Annotated in this window: 19 protein-coding genes and 1 other RNA gene; 3 read left to right on the plus strand and 17 right to left on the minus strand. The window is 40.4% G+C overall.

The features are described 5' to 3' along the window. Window positions 1-75 precede the first annotated feature (75 nt). The 6 genes from parC to fadH form a co-directional block, all read right to left on the minus strand. The gene (gene parC, locus PQ477_RS18540) at window positions 76-2,514 is read right to left on the minus strand and encodes a DNA topoisomerase IV subunit A (protein WP_144559019.1); all 2,439 of its coding nucleotides are present in this window, start codon (window positions 2,512-2,514) and stop codon (window positions 76-78) included. Beyond that, window positions 2,515-4,482 (minus strand): DNA topoisomerase IV subunit B, encoded by a 1,968-nt coding sequence (gene parE / locus PQ477_RS18545; RefSeq protein WP_144559020.1) that lies wholly within the window; start codon window positions 4,480-4,482, stop codon window positions 2,515-2,517. Window positions 4,483-4,679: 197 nt separating this feature from the next. Then, window positions 4,680-5,087 carry a CoA-binding protein gene (locus PQ477_RS18550; protein WP_081762392.1) on the minus strand — a complete coding sequence of 136 codons (408 nt, stop codon included), beginning with the start codon at window positions 5,085-5,087 and terminating at the stop codon, window positions 4,680-4,682. 15 nt (window positions 5,088-5,102) lie between these two features. Then, a complete protein-coding gene (locus PQ477_RS18555; RefSeq protein WP_144559021.1) occupies window positions 5,103-6,656 on the minus strand; it encodes an ABC transporter permease/substrate-binding protein in 1,554 nt (517 codons plus the stop codon). Between the two features lie 71 nt (window positions 6,657-6,727). After that, a complete protein-coding gene (locus tag PQ477_RS18560) occupies window positions 6,728-7,783 on the minus strand; it encodes an ABC transporter ATP-binding protein (protein ID WP_060705392.1) in 1,056 nt (351 codons plus the stop codon). A 105-nt stretch (window positions 7,784-7,888) separates the two neighbouring features. Then, the gene (fadH, locus tag PQ477_RS18565) at window positions 7,889-8,680 is read right to left on the minus strand and encodes a 2,4-dienoyl-CoA reductase (protein ID WP_060705282.1); all 792 of its coding nucleotides are present in this window, start codon (window positions 8,678-8,680) and stop codon (window positions 7,889-7,891) included. Window positions 8,681-8,919: 239 nt separating this feature from the next. Here fadH and PQ477_RS18570 point away from each other — a divergent pair, with 239 nt between their 5' ends. Next, window positions 8,920-9,987 (plus strand): tyrosine-type recombinase/integrase, encoded by a 1,068-nt coding sequence (locus PQ477_RS18570; protein WP_274272674.1) that lies wholly within the window; start codon window positions 8,920-8,922, stop codon window positions 9,985-9,987. Window positions 9,988-10,195: 208 nt separating this feature from the next. Next, entirely contained in the window at window positions 10,196-10,795 is a 600-nt protein-coding gene (locus PQ477_RS18575) for a hypothetical protein (protein ID WP_144559023.1), read from the plus strand. 51 nt (window positions 10,796-10,846) lie between these two features. Here PQ477_RS18575 and PQ477_RS18580 read toward each other — a convergent pair whose 3' ends face one another. Further along, the gene (locus PQ477_RS18580) at window positions 10,847-12,343 is read right to left on the minus strand and encodes a carboxypeptidase M32 (protein ID WP_274272675.1); all 1,497 of its coding nucleotides are present in this window, start codon (window positions 12,341-12,343) and stop codon (window positions 10,847-10,849) included. A gap of 107 nt (window positions 12,344-12,450) precedes the next feature. Here PQ477_RS18580 and PQ477_RS18585 point away from each other — a divergent pair, with 107 nt between their 5' ends. After that, entirely contained in the window at window positions 12,451-12,768 is a 318-nt protein-coding gene (locus PQ477_RS18585) for an iron-sulfur cluster biosynthesis family protein (RefSeq protein ID WP_035397900.1), read from the plus strand. A 23-nt stretch (window positions 12,769-12,791) separates the two neighbouring features. Here the strand turns inward: PQ477_RS18585 and PQ477_RS18590 are convergent, their stop codons facing one another. From PQ477_RS18590 to PQ477_RS18635, 10 genes are all read right to left on the minus strand, one after another. Continuing rightward, window positions 12,792-13,055 carry a DUF2564 family protein gene (locus tag PQ477_RS18590; protein ID WP_035397898.1) on the minus strand — a complete coding sequence of 88 codons (264 nt, stop codon included), beginning with the start codon at window positions 13,053-13,055 and terminating at the stop codon, window positions 12,792-12,794. 88 nt (window positions 13,056-13,143) lie between these two features. Beyond that, window positions 13,144-14,604, minus strand: a complete 1,461-nt coding sequence (locus PQ477_RS18595; RefSeq protein WP_274272676.1) for a gluconokinase — start codon at window positions 14,602-14,604, stop codon at window positions 13,144-13,146. A 16-nt stretch (window positions 14,605-14,620) separates the two neighbouring features. After that, window positions 14,621-14,908 (minus strand): hypothetical protein, encoded by a 288-nt coding sequence (locus tag PQ477_RS18600; protein ID WP_144559026.1) that lies wholly within the window; start codon window positions 14,906-14,908, stop codon window positions 14,621-14,623. Window positions 14,909-15,089: 181 nt separating this feature from the next. Then, complete coding sequence (locus tag PQ477_RS18605; protein WP_144559027.1) at window positions 15,090-16,226, minus strand: THUMP domain-containing class I SAM-dependent RNA methyltransferase; 1,137 nt, start codon at window positions 16,224-16,226, stop codon at window positions 15,090-15,092. Window positions 16,227-16,246: 20 nt separating this feature from the next. Further along, a complete protein-coding gene (locus PQ477_RS18610) occupies window positions 16,247-16,504 on the minus strand; it encodes a hypothetical protein (RefSeq protein ID WP_060705289.1) in 258 nt (85 codons plus the stop codon). A 100-nt stretch (window positions 16,505-16,604) separates the two neighbouring features. Next, window positions 16,605-16,980: RNase P RNA component class B (rnpB, locus tag PQ477_RS18615), an RNA gene on the minus strand. 48 nt (window positions 16,981-17,028) lie between these two features. Next, on the minus strand, window positions 17,029-17,442 hold the full coding sequence (locus tag PQ477_RS18620; protein WP_035397894.1) for a ribonuclease HI family protein: 414 nt from the start codon (window positions 17,440-17,442) through the stop codon (window positions 17,029-17,031). Continuing rightward, window positions 17,439-17,753: a cell division regulator GpsB gene (gpsB, locus tag PQ477_RS18625; RefSeq protein ID WP_035397892.1), complete on the minus strand. Its 315-nt coding sequence runs from the start codon at window positions 17,751-17,753 to the stop codon at window positions 17,439-17,441. Before gpsB ends, PQ477_RS18620 begins: the two co-directional genes overlap by 4 nt. A gap of 102 nt (window positions 17,754-17,855) precedes the next feature. Further along, window positions 17,856-18,392, minus strand: a complete 537-nt coding sequence (locus tag PQ477_RS18630; RefSeq protein ID WP_274272677.1) for an SLOG family protein — start codon at window positions 18,390-18,392, stop codon at window positions 17,856-17,858. 52 nt (window positions 18,393-18,444) lie between these two features. Continuing rightward, window positions 18,445-18,936 (minus strand): spore coat protein, encoded by a 492-nt coding sequence (locus PQ477_RS18635; protein ID WP_052008245.1) that lies wholly within the window; start codon window positions 18,934-18,936, stop codon window positions 18,445-18,447. Window positions 18,937-19,076 lie beyond the last annotated feature (140 nt).

Below are 19,076 nucleotides of genomic sequence, written 5' to 3' on the forward strand. Positions count from 1 at the left end.
ATGATGCGTACTTTAAACAGTTAGACGTGAAACAAAAAAAACACTGCTATCGTTAATCGATAACAGTGTTTTGACTTATTCTTGATCGACGGTATCTATAACCACTTTTAATCGACGCGCTTTCCCACGGTCGTTTTCATCAAATGCATAGGACCCGTTCGAATAACGATCCGCTTTTCGATACTTGCTCGGATCAACGAAAATGTGTTCATCTTGATCGGTTTCGACTAAAAATAGCTTTGTATCAGGTGTAATCTTTTTAAACCCAACAAGACGGTGAGGATTCGATTTCAGCTCACGAAGCAAGACCGATCCACGCTTATTTCGGCTTGATTTTTCAAATTCGGTAATGGCCATTCGCTTAACAGACCCGCGCTGTGTGACACAGAGGAATTCGACTGTGTCCTCTAATTCAAATGTTTCAAAACCAACGATGTAGTCCCCTGGCTTTACGTTCATCCCTTTCACACCTGCTGCACGCTGGCCAACAAGCGATATATCATTTTCTGAGAACCAGAGTCCATACCCAAAATGTGTCGCAGCAAATAGCTCTTTTTTACCATTTGTTTTTTCAACTGATACGAGTGCATCGTCTTCTTTTACCTTTAAAGCCATAAGTGGTTTTGAGTTGCGTTGTGCTTGATAAAGCTTTAATTCGGTACGTTTGATCATCCCGTTTCGTGTCATAAACAGGAGCGACTCATCGGTATCAAAAGAAGAAATAACAAGGGTCGCTACTAATTCGTCATCGGAATCAATGGGAATAATATTAGCGATATGCTGACCGTCGTCTTTCCAGCGGATATCTGGCAGCTGATGAATCGGTAAGTACAAGTAGTTCCCTTTTTTTGTAAAGAGGAGAAGAACGTCAGTGGTGGAAGCAACAAGAGATTGAAGAACCGTATCACCGGCTTTCATTCCAGGAGCATCTTTACTAGAAGCTGTGTATGAACGAATGCTTGTTCGTTTCACGTATCCTGCATGTGTAATCGTAACACGCACATCTTCCGTTGCAACAAGTTGATCCATATTAATCTTTAACTCTTCTATTTCTTCTTTAATGACTGTGCGTCTTTCAGAATGGAACTGTTTTTTTACTTGGACTAACTCTTTTTTAATAACTTGAATAAGCTTTTTTTCACTTGCTAGAATGGATTCTAGCTCCGTAATACGCTTTTTTAATTCTTCTGCTTCTTTTTCAAGCGTCGTAATATCCGTGTTCGTTAATCGGTAAAGCTGCAAATTCACAATTGCTTCAGATTGAGGTTCTGTAAACGCAAATTGCTCTTGCAGATTGTGTTTCGCGTCTTTTTTATCTTTTGATCCGCGAATAACTGCAATCACTTCATCGAGAATCGAGACTGCTTTTATTAATCCTTCGACAATATGAGCACGCTCTTGCGCTTTTTTAAGCTCAAATCGAGATTTTCTCGTGAAGACATCTTTTTGGTGATCAATATAGGCTTGAAGAAGCGCTTTTAATCCCATCAATTGGGGTGTTTTATTATAAATGGCAACCATATTAAAGTGGTACATTACTTGTAAATCAGTATGCTTAAACAAATAGTTCAAAATCGCATTTGCTTCTGCATCTTTTTTTAATTCTACAACAATGCGCATTCCTGTTCGGTCGGTATCATCGCGCACTTCTGCAATCCCATCTACTTTTTTATCAAAGCGGATTTCGTCCATTTTCTTTACGAGATTCGCTTTTACTACTTCATAAGGCAGTTCAGTTATGACAATCTGCGTTCGACCGCCTCGAACTTCTTCAAATGCTGTTTTGGCTCGTACGACGACTTTTCCCTTTCCTGTCTCGTACGCCTTCCGAATCCCGTCTAAACCTTGAACGATACCGCCAGTTGGAAAATCAGGTCCTTTTATAATCGTGAGAAGTTCATCAATCGTCGTTGACGGCTTTTCCATTAAACGAACGGCACCATCAATGATTTCAGGTAAGTGATGCGGCGGAATATCGGTTGCATAACCTGCAGAAATACCAGTAGAACCGTTAACGAGCAAGTTTGGATACATCGCAGGTAGTACGACAGGCTCTTCTATAGAATCATCGAAGTTCGGAATGTAATCAACAGTTCCTTTATCCAAATCACGCATAAGCTCAGCACTAATCTTTGAAAGCCTTGCTTCGGTATAACGCATCGCAGCTGGAGGATCTCCATCAACCGAACCATTGTTTCCGTGCATATCGATTAAAAGCTGTCGCACTTTCCATTCTTGACTCATACGTACCATCGCGTCATAGACAGAACTATCACCGTGCGGGTGATAGTTTCCGATCACGTTCCCGACGGTTTTGGCTGCTTTCCGATACGGTTTGTCGGCTGTATTTCCATCTGTATACATGGCGTATAAAATTCGTCGTTGTACCGGTTTCAACCCATCTCGCGCATCAGGAAGTGCACGTTCTTGAATGATGTACTTACTATAGCGACTAAATCGATCTCCTATGACATCTTCTAAGGGGAGATCAAGATACTTTTCTGCATTTGACAATTAGGTTTCCTCCCCTACATGAAGGTTTTCATTTTCGAGGATGTTTGTTTCTTCCTCTAATCCAAACGCTACGTGGCTTTCAATCCACTTTCGGCGTGGTTCCACTTTATCACCCATTAATGTAGCAACATGCTTTTCTGCACGTGCGGCATCTTCTAATCGAACTCGAATAAGCGTTCGTGTTTCAGGGTCCATCGTGGTCTCCCAAAGCTGAGTAGCGTTCATTTCACCTAAACCTTTGTATCGTTGAACAGTCGATCCTTTTCCGATCGTTTTTAAAGCTTGTTGAAGTTCCGTCTCTTCCCACGCATACTGGACTTTTTCTTTTGCACCAGAACCTTTACTTACTTTGTAAAGTGGTGGTAAAGCAATATAGATCTTACCAGCATCAAGTAATGGTTTCATGTAGCGGTAGAAAAAGGTTAGTAACAGCACTTGAATATGAGCACCATCTGTATCTGCATCGGTCATTATGACCACTTTATCATAGTTACAGTCAGACAAATCAAAATCTGCTCCAACGCCAGCTCCGATCGTATGGATGATCGTCCGAATTTCTTCGTTTTTCATAATATCATCAAGCTTTGCTTTTTCGGTGTTAATGACTTTTCCTCGTAACGGAAGAACAGCTTGGAATTTCCGATCTCGTCCTTGCTTCGCAGAACCTCCAGCAGAGTCTCCCTCTACTAAGTAAAGTTCATTTCGGTCTGGATTGCGGGACTGAGCGGGTGTTAATTTTCCGCTTAACAGAACGTCTTTACGTTTATTTTTCTTGCCATTTCTCGCATCTTCTCTGGCTTTTCGGGCTGCTTCGCGTGCTTGTGCAGCTTTAATTGATTTTTTAATCAAGGTTGTGGCGACGCTCGGATTCTCTTCTAAGTAATACGAGAGCTTTTCGGAAATAATCGCATCAACGGCTGAGCGTGCTTCAGCAGTCCCCAGTTTGCTTTTTGTCTGTCCTTCAAACTGAAGTTTCGCTTCCGGGACGCGAACCGATATAACCGCTGTAAACCCTTCACGAATATCTGAGCCATCAAGCTTTTTGTCTTTTTCTTTCAACAAGCCGACTTTTTTAGCGTGCTCATTCATCATTCGGGTGACTGCCGTTTTCGCTCCTAACTCATGGGTTCCACCATCACGTGTACGAACGTTATTTACAAACGAGAGAACATTTTCTGTATAAGCATCATGAAACTGGAATGAGAAATCCATTTCAATTTCGTTTGCTTGACCTGAAAATGACACAACAGGATGGAGAGGCTCCTTTCCTTCGTTTAAATAGTCAACAAAAGCTTCCAGTCCGGTTTCAAACTGAAAGAGCTCTTCCATTTCCTTTCCTGGTCGCTCGTCTTTCAACGTAATTGCGACACCTCTTAATAAAAATGCGGCTTCTCGTAAACGTTCCGATAACGTTTCTGTATTAAAATTCACCGTAGAAAAAATCGATTCGTCCGGCATAAAACGTACGAGCGTGCCCGCACCTCTCGTCTTCCCCTTCTTCTCAAGTGTCGTTACCGGCTTACCACCGTGCTCAAAACGCTGGGTATAACGATAACCGTCACGCTTAATGTCGACTTCAAGCCAGGACGAGAGCGCATTCACAACGGAAGCGCCGACACCGTGCAATCCTCCACTTGTAGCATAACCACCTTGCCCAAACTTTCCCCCTGCGTGTAATACGGTAAAAATGACCTCAGGTGTTGGTTTGCCAGAGCGGTGCATCCCGACAGGCATTCCTCTCCCTTCGTCTTGAATGGAGACACTACCATCTTTATGAATCGTTACATAAATTGAAGCACCGTGACCTCCTAACGCTTCATCGACTGCGTTGTCGACAATTTCATATACAAGATGATGCAATCCACGGGTATCTGTAGAACCAATATACATACCTGGTCGCTTCCGAACGGCTTCTAACCCCTCTAGCACCTGAATGGAATCATCATTATAGTCATGTTGTTTTGCCATTCCGTTCCCCTTCCTAATACCCTTACACACATAAGTACAAGTGTTCTGTTAAAAGAATATACTCCATCTTTATTTTAGTCAATGTTTTCCTTGATGCAACAGTTTTTTCTATTAAAACCTTATCATGCCTGTTTCGTCTCTGCAAATTTTTCCACAAAAAAGACCGTACTGCTCACATGCGCAGTACGGATATTCATTTATTTAAATTTAGCGTGCTCTACTTTAATGCAGCGATCCATAATCGTTTCGACATGATTTTCTTGCAAATACGAATAGGCTTCTTCGCTAACAACACCAAGCTGAGACCAAAAGATTGGGATGCCTGCTTGTACGGTTTCTTTAGCAAGTTCCGGCAAAAACTCGCTTCTACGAAAGATATTCACCATATCTACCTCTTGATCTAAGTCTGAAATAGAAGCATACGCTTTTTCTCCTAAAACCGTGTCCACATTCGGATTAATTGGAATAATTGTATACCCTGCATCTTGCATTGCTTTTGAAACCATGTAGCTTGTTCGATCCGGGTTATTTGAGAGCCCGACTACAGCAATACGCTTCTTTGTATGAAGAATTTCTTTTATTCGCTGATCTGATGGGTTTTTCATCATTCATTCTCCTTTTTAATTGGTAAGTAGTCCTTTTTCTTTTAAAAAGTCGCGAGCAACTGTGGCTGGATCTTCGTCATTAATGTCAACACGGTAATTCAGTTCAGAAATTTCATCTTCCGACCCTACTCCCGCCAGTTGGTTTAAGATGTCCTCGAGCTCCGGGTACTCACTTATGGCTTGACTGCTTACAAGTGGCGCTGCCTGATAAGGTGGAAACAGCGTTGCATCATCTTCTAGGACAACCATATCGTACTCGACGATTTGAGGATCTGTTGAGAAAACATCACTTAATTGAATGCTCCCATTGGAAATAGCTTGATAACGAGTTGATACATCAATCGTTGTGACATTGTCAAACGAGAACCCATACACTTCTTCAAATCCAGCATATCCATCTTCTCGGTCTGCAAATTCAAAGGTAAAGCCAGCTTCAAGCTCATTTGCGTAGGGTTCTAAATCAGATATAGTCTCCACTTCAAGCTCTTCAGCTAATGCTCTAGGCATAGCAATGGCGTAGGTATTTTGAAAACCCATTGGCTCTAGCAATATATGCCCTAATTGTTCGTACATTTCATCTCGTGCTTGTTCAAATGATTCCCGTTCATCATAGCTAAAGTTCTCAATGTTTAATAAGTCAGCAAGTACAGTCCCTGTAAATTCAGGATAGATGGCAACATCACCAACTTCTAATGCATTAAAGTTTACACTGGTTGTGCCGAGTGGTGCAATGACTTCGACTTCTAAATCAGTTTCTTGTTCAATTAACTCTTTATACATATTGGCTAAAATAGGCGGTTCTGGACCCATTTTTCCACCAATAACGATATCGGCTTGGCCAACACCTCGGACTGCATTCACTGTTGGCGGGACCGTAACGATAAGGAGGGCAATGACCACAACGGCTATCATTGGCTTATAGGACCCTGCGCGTTTTTTCTCTGATCGTCTTTCAGTAAAACGTAAAACAAAATCAAAAAAGAGAGCGAGCAACGTAGCTGGAAGTGCGCCAAACAGAATGTATTCGTTACTCGTACGTTGGATACCGAGCATAATGATTTGTCCAAGTCCACCCCCTCCAACAAGAGCAGCAAGTGTTGCTGTACCAACAATCAATACCATTGAGGTTCGAATGCCTGCCATGACCGTTGGCATTGCAAGAGGTAACTCCACTTTTACTAGACGTTTACGAGAATTCATTCCCATCCCTCTTGCAGCCTCTACAAGCGCAGGATCCACTTCTTTTATCCCTGTGTATGTATTTCGAAGGACTGGCAAAAGCGCGTACGCTGTTAATGCGATAATGGCAGGTGTTGTTCCAATTCCAACAAATAAAACAAGAAACCCAAGTAAAGCGAGAGAAGGAATGGTTTGTAAAACAGCAGCGATGCCAATAACGAACTCAGAATACCGTGTATAGCGGGTAAGTAAAATACCAACTGGAATGGCAATCGCTACGGCAATTAGTAAAGAGATAAGAGAGAGCTGTAAATGCTCCCAAAACGATTGCAGTAGTAAATCCGAACGTTCTTCGAAAAGTGTAAAATAAGATGACCAAAAAGATTCCATAACAAAATAAGTGCAATCGAACGTGTATTACGCACCCTAACGATTCACTTTTCCTTCCAATTACATTAGGGTTATGCGTGATGTAGTGATGGTTGTACAGCTAGTTTTGCAAGGTTTTGATAAGAAACAACGCCCATACATTTATCGCCTTTTAAGACTGGCAGCGCCGGAAATGGACATTGTTCTAACTGATGGTACGTTTGTTCAAGCGTATCGGTATAATGAATGATTTGGTATTGCTCAATGGATTTCCCTAAATACTGTACATCTTTCAGCTCATCGTCGTTAGAAAGAACAAATTGTAACTCATTGGAAGACTGATGTTCTCCTGTTGTCACATACTCACTTTCTTCAATAGGAGTAAGAATCGAACCAACTGTTTGAACCGAAGTTTGGTCAAATCCATCGGAATTGCGCAAAAAGCGAGCGACAGAATGAGAAGCTGGGTTTTCGATTAATTCTTGTGCTGTGCCAATTTGAAGCACATGTCCGTCTTCCATCATCCCAATGCGATCTCCTAAGAATTTCGCTTCCTCCATATCATGGGTAACGAATACAATTGTTTTCTTGATATCTCGTTGCAGCGCCTTAATGTCTTTTTGCAATGAAGCTCTTGCCACTGGATCTAGTGCACTGAATGGCTCATCCATTAATAAGATATCAGGGTCTGCTGCCAAAGCTCGTGCAACCCCTACCCGTTGCTGTTGACCTCCAGACAAATCCCCTGGCAAACGATGTCGATAGGTTTCTGGGTCTAGTCCTACTAACGATAATAATTCGTCAATACGAGCATTTGTTTTATCGCGATTCCAGCCCTTTAATTCTGGGACAATGGCAATATTATTAGCAACTGTCATGTGCGGGAATAGCGCAATTTGTTGAAGGACATAGCCAATATTCCATCGCAACTGATCAATATTACCATTGCTTGTATTGGCACCATTAATGAATATTTCTCCCGCTGTAGGCGGAATTAAGCGATTAATCATTTTTAACGTCGTTGTTTTTCCGCAGCCACTTGGTCCAATTAAAACAAAGAACTCACCTTTATCAATTGTGAAATTCGCGTCAGCTACCGCTTTTGTTCCATCTTCGTATTGCTTTGATACTTGCTTAAATGTGATCAACTCTTTCGCCACTCCTTTTATACAAAAACGCTCTTTATTCATACCCGTTATTGTGCCTATTTTAACCTGAATTGCATAAAAAAAACACGCGAAATAAAACGCGTGTTATCGTTGAAATGCTGCCGCCCCTGTCAAGAAGCCTGATTGACCAATGGATTGGCCACCATCAATTGTAATGCAAGTGCCATTAATATAGGAGCCCTCTGGGGAAAGAAGATAATGAGCAAGTTTAGCCACTTCTTCTCCTTTACCAAACCGTTTCATCGGAATGCTTTTTAATGCCATTTGATGGGCTTTTTCGCTTTGAATTAGCTTGTCTACACCGCCTGTATCCTCAATTGGTCCAGGCGCAATGGCATTAACACGTATTCCGTACGTCGCACCCCATTCAACTGCCAATGTTTTTGTCATTGCAAGTACCCCTGCCTTTGCACTTGCAGAATGAACCACACCAGGCCCACCTGTATCAGCGTACGTTGCCACAATATTTACCATTGCACCTGCTTGTTTTTCTTGAATCCATCGCTTCCCAACCGTTTGAGTCATGTGCCACGTACCATTCAAGACAATATCAATAACGGAATGCCAGCCGTTTTCGCTTAAGTCTTCAGATGGACAAAGAAAATTTCCAGCAGCGTTATTGACAACAGCTGTAATTGGTCCAACCGTTTCATACACATCATTTACCATCGCTTCGATATCCCCTCGATTTCGGATATCTAAGGCGAAGGTTGTGATTTGCTCAGGGAATGTTTCTAATTCTTGTTTCGTTTGCGTCAATCGTTCTTCGTTACGTGCACAAACGATAACCCGCGCACCAGCATCTGCAAAATGTTTGACCATCGCTTTACCCATACCACTACTACCGCCAGTTACAATAATGACTTCCTCTTTCATCTACTTTTTCCCTCCAACCTCAAAGCAAGCCGTTCTCCTCACCTTTATTATGCAAAAATTTACGCCATAATGAAAGGGTTTACAAAATATCGTCTAATTGTTTTTTCATTTTCCAATGTACGTTGCATTGAGCAAGATAGTTATTCAAGTCACCTTTTGTCACTGCAAAATAAACGTTCCATGAAATAATCATTTCACAGAACGTTCATTTTGCGGTAAACTACTAAAGAGGTGATCCAATGTCAATCTTCGCGAAAATAAATCAGCAGCAACGTTCAAATGAAAATCAACAACAACCCATTCAAAAACAGCCCTTTCGTCGACTTGATGACTTACCTGTTTTTATTCACTCATATATTCAATACATTCGTTCTCTAGGTTATAGCCAAGCGACCATTCAACGGTATATTTATGATTTCCTTGATTTCTTTCATTTTGTTGAGCGTCAAAGTGGAGAGGAATTGTTTACAGCTAAAGACAGTAGCCTTTCCGATTTCTCGCAACTTAACCAACAAGGGATTGAATATTATGTTCATTACTTGGCAATGGAGTTGGAAAATGAAGCAAAGACAATCAATCGGAAGTTATCAGCACTACAATCGTTGTTTCATTACTTGATGAAGCAGTATCATTTGAAAGAAAACCCTGTTCAAGCTGTGACACGACCAAAAGTGAAAAAAAGGGAGCCTGTTTACTTATCGATTGAAGAAATGAAAGCTGTAATGGCATTAACGCTTAATGATGAAGGCTTAACCTTGCGTCAAAAAAAATACCACCGTTTATTAGCTTTACGAGACTTAACGGCGATCACACTACTCGTTCGCACAGGTTTACGAGTATCAGAACTCGCTTCACTAAAACGTTCACAGCTTCACGTTGGTCGAAAAGAAATGCAGGTACTTGGTAAAGGAAATAAACAACGGACGATTCCGCTTACAGATGAAGTGCTAGAAGTCATTCAACATTATCTCCAATCCTTACCTGAAACGGTACGACCGAAACAAGAGGATTCCCTGTTAGTCGGTTTTGACTTCCGTACGATGACGTATTCGCGCTCTATCAGTGTTAGTGCTCTTCAAAAAATGATTCAACGCCTGTTCGAACGGGCAAAAAAAGTAATTCCTTCTCTTGAAAATCGTACGATCACTGCCCACAAACTCCGTCATAGCTTTGCAACGGCTTTAATCCGAAACGGGGTAAATGTGTTAACGTTACAGCAGCTTCTAGGTCATGAGTCTGTTGCTACAACCCAAGTGTATGCTCATGTTGATTACGAGGCGAAAATTAAAGCGATTCAATCATGGTAAGAAGATTGAATCGCTTCACTATAAAAGATAACTTTTAAGTTTACATAATAAATATTACGTAAATAATTATTTTTACACAATTCCTCATGATTTTCCCCTGCCAATTTCTACGAAAACATGTATAGTCTTCCTTTTCTCGGATAAACTACAAGCAAATTACGACACAACAGACTTAAACACTGTTTAAGCGGGCAAAGGAGTGAGATTCATGTTTTCGTTTTTCATTCATTCATTTACTTCGATTTTTTCTGTCACTTATCCCATTTTTTTTAACCATATGAGCAAGCCTAAAAAAACGATTGAAGGCGAAGAATTTGTATCTGGAACCGTTCTATTTACAGTTGCAATTAGCATCTTCATTCTTCTAGTCGGTCAAGTCGCTTTTTCATGGACGTATATCCCCATTGGCTTCATGCAAATTCTTGGTGGTGTCGTTATTTTATCCATAGCCATTACATTAATGCGCAAAAAAAGTCCTGTTCCATTAAGTTGGAAAGAATGGTTCGGTACAGACTCTTTTGAGTTTGGGTTTAGCCGAATGAAAGACATGTTTCGCCCTGTTCAGGAGCTAACTTCAGACCAACCAAAGTCGGCAACCGCTTATGTAACCTACCTTGCTTTTTTTGCTGTTTACTGTGTCGCCTACTCTGTACATCTACTCGTTTGTTGGATTTATGGCCAAATGAATACTCGTTCTTTGTTTCTCCTCACTAAATTCACAGGACTTCTGCTCACGTTTTTTGCCCTAGAAATGTTGCTCTTCGGTTTTATGGATGTTATTAGTTTGATTGATCAACGTGCATCTTAATTCATAGTAAAAGGGTAACTGAATGTCAACATTCAGTTACCCTTTTTGGCATTAAAGCTTATACAAGCGTGTATATTTTTCTGTTAAATAATGAATTAATGGCTGTGGGTCAATACCACCACCAGTAATGGCTTCAATTAGGTCTTTTGGCTTTTTCACGGCGCCATACTGGTGGATATGCTCTGTCAGCCACTCTCGAATTGGCTCAAGATTTTCGGAGCGTATGAGATCGTCGGTTTCTGGAATCTCTTTCTTTATCACTTGATTTATTTGAGCTGCATAAATAAAGCCTAGTGCATACGAAGGGAAGTAGCCAAAGTCTCCTGATGACCAATGGACATCTTGTAGCACCCCTTCTCCATTATGTTGTGGTCGAATACCAAGATACTCTTCCATTTTGTCATTCCATAGCTTTGGTAGTTCGTCAACTTCAATTGACCCTTCAAACAATCCCTTTTCTAATTCATATCGAAGAATAATATGTAAGCAGTAGGTGAGCTCATCCGCTTCAATTCGAATCATCGAAGGCTTTGATTCATTTAATGCAAAGTAAAAATCGTCTAATGGAACGTGCTCAAATTGACCTGTTCCGTGGGCTGCTAATTCTTGATACATGCCTTCCCAAAACGAGTACGACTGGCCAATAAATTTTTCCCAAAAAAGCGATTGTGACTCATGAATGCCCATTGAAGTCCCTCGTGCAAGATTGTACGGGATAAGACTTTCATCAATATGCTGTTCGTAAAGCGCGTGCCCGCCTTCATGTATCGTTCCTAATAATGCAACGCGAAAATCGTTTTCATTGTACTTCGTTGTCACTCGCACATCTGAAGGGTTAATCCCAATGGCAAATGGATGTACACTCTCATCTAAGCGGCCTTTTGTAAAATCATAATTCATTGTTTTAAGGAATGAAACGTTTAATTTCTCTTGATTACTTTTCGGGAAATGCTTAAATAAGCATGTAGTCTCTGGTTGGTGTTTTGAAGCAGAGACACGTTGAATAAGCGGGATAAGATGACTTTTTAACTCAGAAAAGACCGCATCTAACGTGTCTGTAAAAACCCCTGGTTCAAAATCATCTAAAAGTGTATTATAAGGATGTTTTTCATAACCTAAATAATTAATAAAACGCTTTTTAAATGCTACTAATTCTTTTAAATACGGTTTGAAAATGTCAAAATCATTTTCACGCTTTGCTTCTTCCCATTTCGCTTCCGCATTTGTCTGTAACTTCACAAATGCTGTGTACTCATCAGCAGGAATTTTTGTATTACGATTGTATGCTTTTTCTGCCTCCTCAACCGCTCGTTTTAACACAACTGAAGAATCTGTTTTTGTTTTTAATTCATCAATTAGCTCTTTTAATTCAGAAGATGTTGTCATAGAAAAGATGTCGCTTGAAATGGTGCTCATCACATCTGCTCTTTGCTCTACTGCACCTGTAGGCGCTCCAGTACGAGCATCCCATATCATTAAGCCTAACAATTGCTCATAGTGATTTTTCCGTTTTAAATAATCAGTAAATTTCTCTTCTGCTTGTTTCATATTGTTCGCCACCTTTCATTCTCAGCATACTAGCATTTGCATGTTTAAACAACTCCTAAGACGAAAAGAAGACTCATGTGATACACTAGCTGAGTAGGAGTGATGAAATGAATGTACTAATAACGAAAGAAGCTGTGCAGTTCTATCGTCAAGAAATGAATTTAGTAGATGGCGATCAGCTCCGATTATTCGTCCGTGTCGGTGGTGTTGGTTCTGGTGGCTTCTCTGTGGGCATTACGAGAGAGATAGAGGGTTTTGAATACGAAACCATTCAGCAAGATGGCATTTCTTTTTACGTATCGAAAGATGATTTATGGTACATTGATGGAATGCACATTGACTATGATGAAGATTTAGAAATGGTTCTGTTTAAACAGGGCAAATTTGATAATCTTGACCATCCGCTATTTATAGAAAAAACGTGAGCCTTTCATTGGCTCACGTTTTTTTAGCGATACTCATCTTGGGCTTCTTCTAATTGATGATTGGCTTGATCTAAAAGTGCGGAAGAATGGGCGAAGAATGCTTCATCTATATTTCCTTGATAAGCAAGTGCTTGTTTAAACTGTGCTTCAGCTTGCTCAAGAGCTGCTGTTGCTGCTTGTAATTGCTCACCATCCATACTATGTGTTGCTTGTCCGACCATGTGTTGTGCTGCTTTTATCGCCAGTTCAATTTGTTCTAAATTTTTGTAGCCATCCTCATAACTCATTATGAAACCTCCCTTTTTGCTTTACTAATCACTATTCACCAAAAAGGTATCTTTTATACAAAGTTTACATAATAAAATTATAGTTAACTTAATTATCAGCTACTAATTCAGGGAACACCGGTTCTAACTGATTGTAAAGTACTTGATACAGTTCGAATTTTTTCTTATACACATCCCTGTCTCGATCGTTTGGTTCAAATTGTTCCATAACTGTTTGTTCTCCCTGGTCTAATTCGTTGTGCGCTAGTCGAACAGCACCTAGTGAAGACGCGTGATGTGTCTCTTGAATTCGGATTGTTTTTCCTGAAATATCAGCGAGTAGTTGAACCCATTGCTTAGATCTTGCAAAACCTCCTGATGCATGAATTCGCTTAATCGGACCGACAGACTCCTCTAGGGATGTTAAGACAGATTGTAAACTATAAAGAATTCCCTCAAGGACGGCTCGACTGAAGTGTGCACGATTATGCGTTCGTCTCATGCCAATAAATGCGCCACTTGCTTCACCATTCCAATACGGAGCACGTTCCCCATTTATAAAAGGTAAAAAAAGTAACCCTTCTGCACCTGGCTTAACTGTAAAAGCCTCTTCGATAATCTCACTTACAGTAGCTCCCTTGGCAAAATGCTCGATATACCAAGTAAGTGCAATCCCACCATTGTTTGTTGCTCCACCGGCAATCCATGTAGAGTCATTTAACACATAGCAAAATGTACGCATAGCGCTATCGGTTAATGGCTCTTTAATCGTCATTCTTATCGCACCACTTGTACCTATTGTCAGTGTAGCGACTTCGTCCAATAAGCCTCCTGCGCCAACATTTGCGAGCACACCATCGCTAGCACCGATATGGTATAAACAATCGTCTGCGAAAGAAAATGAACGCATCACGTTTGTTGGCGCTTCAAAACGATAATTAGTACCAACCACCGTTGATAATTTTTCCTTCTTTATATGCAAGAATGATAGAATACTAGCGTCCCAATCTTTTGTTTTTAAGTTGTAAAGTCCTGTACTACTCGCTATTGATTGATCAACAACATATTCCCCAAAGAAATGCACGCAAATAAATTCTTTAATCGATATAAATTTGTATGCTTGGCTGTAGAGGTTTGGCCAATGCTGTTCCATCCATTTCATTTTTCCGATCCAAGACATGGGGTGAATCGGTGTCCCTGTTTTTTCGTAAAATTGTTTTCCCTGATCGGTTTTCTTTAACGAATTTGTGATTGATTGAGCTCGAGTATCTGCCCACGTAATTACATGTGTTAATGGATTCCCCTCTTCATCAACCGCTACTAACGAATGCATTGCGGCTGAAAAAGATAACGTTGTTACTTTCTTTGACTCAATGTTTGTTTGCATTAATAATTGCTGCAAACTATGTAAAACAGCATCACGAATCACAATTGGATCTTGTTCCGCATAAGATGGTTTTTCTTGGAGTAATGGATAAGCAGTTTCATGATCAGCTTTGTAACGATAATCTTTTGAAAATAAAACTACTTTAGCACTTGTCGTACCAATATCAATGGCAATGGAATACATGTTCAGTCTCCTCACATTAAAGCATCCGCTTTGCCCCTAAGTCACAAAACCATTTTACATCACCGCTTTCCAGCGCAAGATGCTGCAAAGCGTGATAATCTAAATCTTGTAAATGACTTTCCACAGGGATGATGTCTTTGTAGTAAATTAAAATCGGTTCTTTTGATCGTCTCTTATCTATTGTATAAAAAAAATACGTTTGATACATACCCTCACGGCAAATACAGGCAGGATTTTTTTCGATCCAACCGAGTACATGCTGCATACCTCTTTGAAGATAGATCCAAGTACCGTCATTTACCATGTCTGCACCCCTTTTTTAATTAGTGTATCTTTTATTTTTAGTTTTATGTATTAAAATACGGTATGTGAAATTATATTTTGCACAATAGAGGATAGGTAAAAGACGAAAAGTTAGATGATTGGTCATCAGTCTCTTCGCCTTTTACTCGCTTTTTATGTGCTACTCTATCGCCTTATCTTTTTTATGACCTCGGAGGTCTAGGACCGAAGAATTGATAGTAGTCGGTTTTAATATTACCGTTATATAATTTGCGTTTCTTACTTGCCTGCTTGCCATACAAAGCTTCAAAGCCTTCATGAGAAGTCAATACATAGACAGACCATGTTTCAAACGACTTCATAATTTGCCCCATGTCTCTGTACATCTCTTCTACTTCGGCTTGCTCACCAATTCGCTCTCCATATGGCGGATTAGCGACAAGAACACCGTATTGACCACGATGGCTAAAGTCGCGAATTTGCATCTGCTTAAAGGAAATGAGATCTGCAAATCCTGCCTCTGCTGCATTGTTTTTTGCAAGTTCAATTGAGCGATGATCAATGTCCGATCCAACAATATCTAACTTTTGATCATACTTTGCTAAATCTTCTACTTCTTGACGGGCACGGTCCCACTTTTCTTGTCCAATCCAATGCCACTGTTCTGATACGAAGTCTCGATTAAACCCAGGCGCAATATTTTGTCCAATAAGCGCTGCTTCGATGGCAAGGGTTCCCGATCCGCAAAATGGGTCAGCAAATGGGCGATCGACATTCCACGTAGTAAGCTGAATCATTGCGGCAGCTAGTGTTTCTTTTAACGGAGCTTGATTATGTAGCGCCCTGTATCCTCTTTGATGCAGGCCAATGCCACTAGAATCAATGGTTAGTTGCGCCTGGTCTTTTAATAATGCTACTTCGATTCGGTACAGTGGTCCATCTTCATCAAACCAACCGCGTTTGTACTGCTTTTTTAAACTTTCAACAACCGCTTTTTTAACAATAGCTTGGCAATCGGAGACACTAAACAATGTTGATTTAACCGAGCGGCCAATAACGGGGAATTCCGCATGAGGTGGCAAGAGATCTGCCCACGGCAATGCTTTTGTTTTCTCAAATAGTTCATCGAACGTGAGCGCTTTAAATGAACCAACAAGAATTTTTATTCGGTCTGCCGTTCTTAACCATAAATTTGCACGGGGGATGGCGTCAACGGTTGATGTAAACACGACTCGTCCATTTTCAACTGTAACGTCTTCATACCCGAGTGCCTTTACTTCTCTTGCACAAATTGCCTCTAATCCCATCGTCGTTGTTGCAATTAATGTTACTTTATTCATTTTGTTCACTCCTTATCGCGTTACAGTAAATAGCCGCCGCCTTGTGTTTCAGCAATAAACGCACCAACAATGGCGACTAAACCAAAAATAAGGGCCAATAAAGTAGCTGCACGTTTGGCTGAACCGTGATAAAGAAATACTGCAAGCATATAAAACGCAAATACCGCTACTAGAAAGATGCCTCCTAAACCAATTAAATAGCCTTGAATGGCAAATCCAATTACGTTTAAAAGAAATAACACGGCTCCAAGCCCATACATTACCTTTGCTTGTGTCATGATAACCCCTCTTTTCTTGTCTTTTTTGTTAGTGTACCAGATACAAAATAAAAAAACCCTCAAAAGGGTTTTTACTCGTTTATAAATTCATCTGCATGCCAGTCATAAGCCATGTTCTGTTCTTTTGTACTGCAAACGGTGATGAACCTCGTACTCCAGTAACAACCATCTATCTACGAATAATCGTCCTTATAGCTCCGTTCATTTTCGGACTATAAAATGCCCCTACCATTGTTTGGGTTTCTCGCTCGTGGGGTTTACCTCGTTCCACTCTACTCGTTTCCAAGTAGACTTCGTCACTGTGGCACTTTCAAAGAGTGTATCCCATGTCGTTAAACGATTTAGGGAAGCCTCTTGCCGTCAGTTATCACTAACTGCCCTAGCTTATGAATTGGCTAGGCACGATCACTACCGGCGTCGCAGCCAGTGCGAGCATGGACTTTCCTCTACACCAAGTGCAGCGGTTGTTTCATGACATGCTCATTCATAAACGACTTGTTCATTATAGCGTACAATGTAGCAGATTACAATGCTTCTTTAAAGATTCGCTTCGGTTCACGAATGGCTAATCGAGCTAGCTCGTCCGCTTTTTTGTTTTGCTTACTCGGAACCCATTTTATGAAGAATAAATCAAATGCCTCAATAAGCTCCTGTGCTTTTTTGACATATGGGTCAAATTGCTTTCGCTTCACATAGCGCTTTTCAATTGCTTCGCTCACTAAACGAGAATCTGTTTGAACGAGTAAATGACCTAACTGCTTATGCTTGGCAATTGTCAGGGCAATGATAAACGCTTCAAATTCCGCTTCATGATTATTAAGCAACCCTATATGGTAGCGAAATTCTTCCGTCTGTCCGTCATCATATACGAGTAAAATCCCTATACCAGAAGGGCCCGGATCTCCTGCGCTTGCTCCATCAATTGACATTCGGTTCATTCGTACATTTTACTTCCGAATACTTTTTTCTCTAAATTAGAAAGACGCTGTAAAATATCATAATTTGTACTTCCAGCTGATTGTGGGGCACTTTGATTTCGAGTAGGACGATCTGTTTGTCGCTTCATTTCTTGTCTAAGTTCTTCATTTTCTTTCATTAATTGATCTACTCTGCGTTGGTATGCTTCATAGTCTTGAATGACAACATCTAGAAATTTGTCTACCTCATCTTGATTGTACCCTCTCATGCCAGTCTTGAAATCTTTATCTAGAATCTCCTTGGCATTTAACTTAATCTCCACTGAACTCATTTCTATCACCTCATGTTCAATTCCCGTTACATTCTATTCTTCCAAAAGTCTGCTATAAAGTCAATTTAAACCCGGTGCTTTTGTTATTTTTAAGAAATCTACTTAAAAATCATCTAATGCTTCCCTTCTTGCTTCTTCGATTTCTTCTGGAGAGATAACGAAAATAGGCTTGTCCATTGCTTGTGCAACTTTCATATAAAAAAGTGGTGATCCTTCCTTTTCTTCATCGTACAGTACGAGTAAACCATCTGTTTTCTGCACTAGAAAATCATTTTTCACTTTTAATTGCATTGGGTTTTCATAAGGTCGTTTTGAAATAGAATCAACAAAGTCTGCTTTATCTAGCCGCTCATGATAGAGCTCCTTTAATCGCTCATTCCATTTTGATTCTTGCTCTTCAAAAGGTGTTAATAGCCCTAATTTTATATGAGGGTACTCTTCTTGTAATTCATTAACAACATCCATTGCCCATTGTTCAACGCCTAGCTGACCACTCATAATAAACCAAGTGACGCCCTCTTCAATCAATGCTATTATTCTTTTTCTTAAGACATATTTAATCCATATAACCCCTTCGTGGGATTCATTAAACACGCCAAGCTCATGCATTTTGTAGCCGGTGACGAGTATGGCATTCACTATTGATCCCCTCCTAAAAAAGAAAGCGAGCTCTTTCGCTCGCTCCTCAAACTTATTTTTTAAAGCCACTATATGGTGAAACATTAGAAGGCTTCATGTTTGTTGGTGCTGTGTTCGTTGGTTTTACATTGCTCGCTGGTTTTACGTTGTTCCCTGGTTTCATATTGTTCGTTGGCGCAACATTATTCATTGGCGCCATGTTATTCGGCTTCATATTCGCTGGAGAAACATTTGATGGCATATTGTTCATCATTGGCTTCTCACAATATTGTTCGTTCATAACATTTTCCTGCACGCTGTCTGTGTGCGGGTAGTGATGAATGTGCTTATATACGTGATTCTTCACGTGGGTAGTGTGTGTAGGATGAATTTCCGGAACGATATATTCTTGCGTGCTTTCTACCACATTATGCTGTGTTGGATGAACAACTGCTGGTAGCTCTTGCGAACATGTTGGCATCGTCATATTTGGCTTATGATTACCACCACATGGATCACACATAGGTCTTGGTGGGCAACAGTGATTTGGTCTTTTATGAAACATAAGTTAAAGTCCTCCTTTAATTTTAAGTCACTATTACCTTATGTATCTCCCCACCTAGGTGTACTAGTTGATTGACCCAATTTTAGGTGTTTTCTCATTGCCCAATGAATAAAGTCGATTTATCTGTTATTTCTTGCGAT

This window comes from Shouchella hunanensis, from assembly GCF_028735875.1.
Taxonomy (GTDB): Bacteria; Bacillota; Bacilli; order Bacillales; family Bacillaceae_D; genus Shouchella; species Shouchella hunanensis.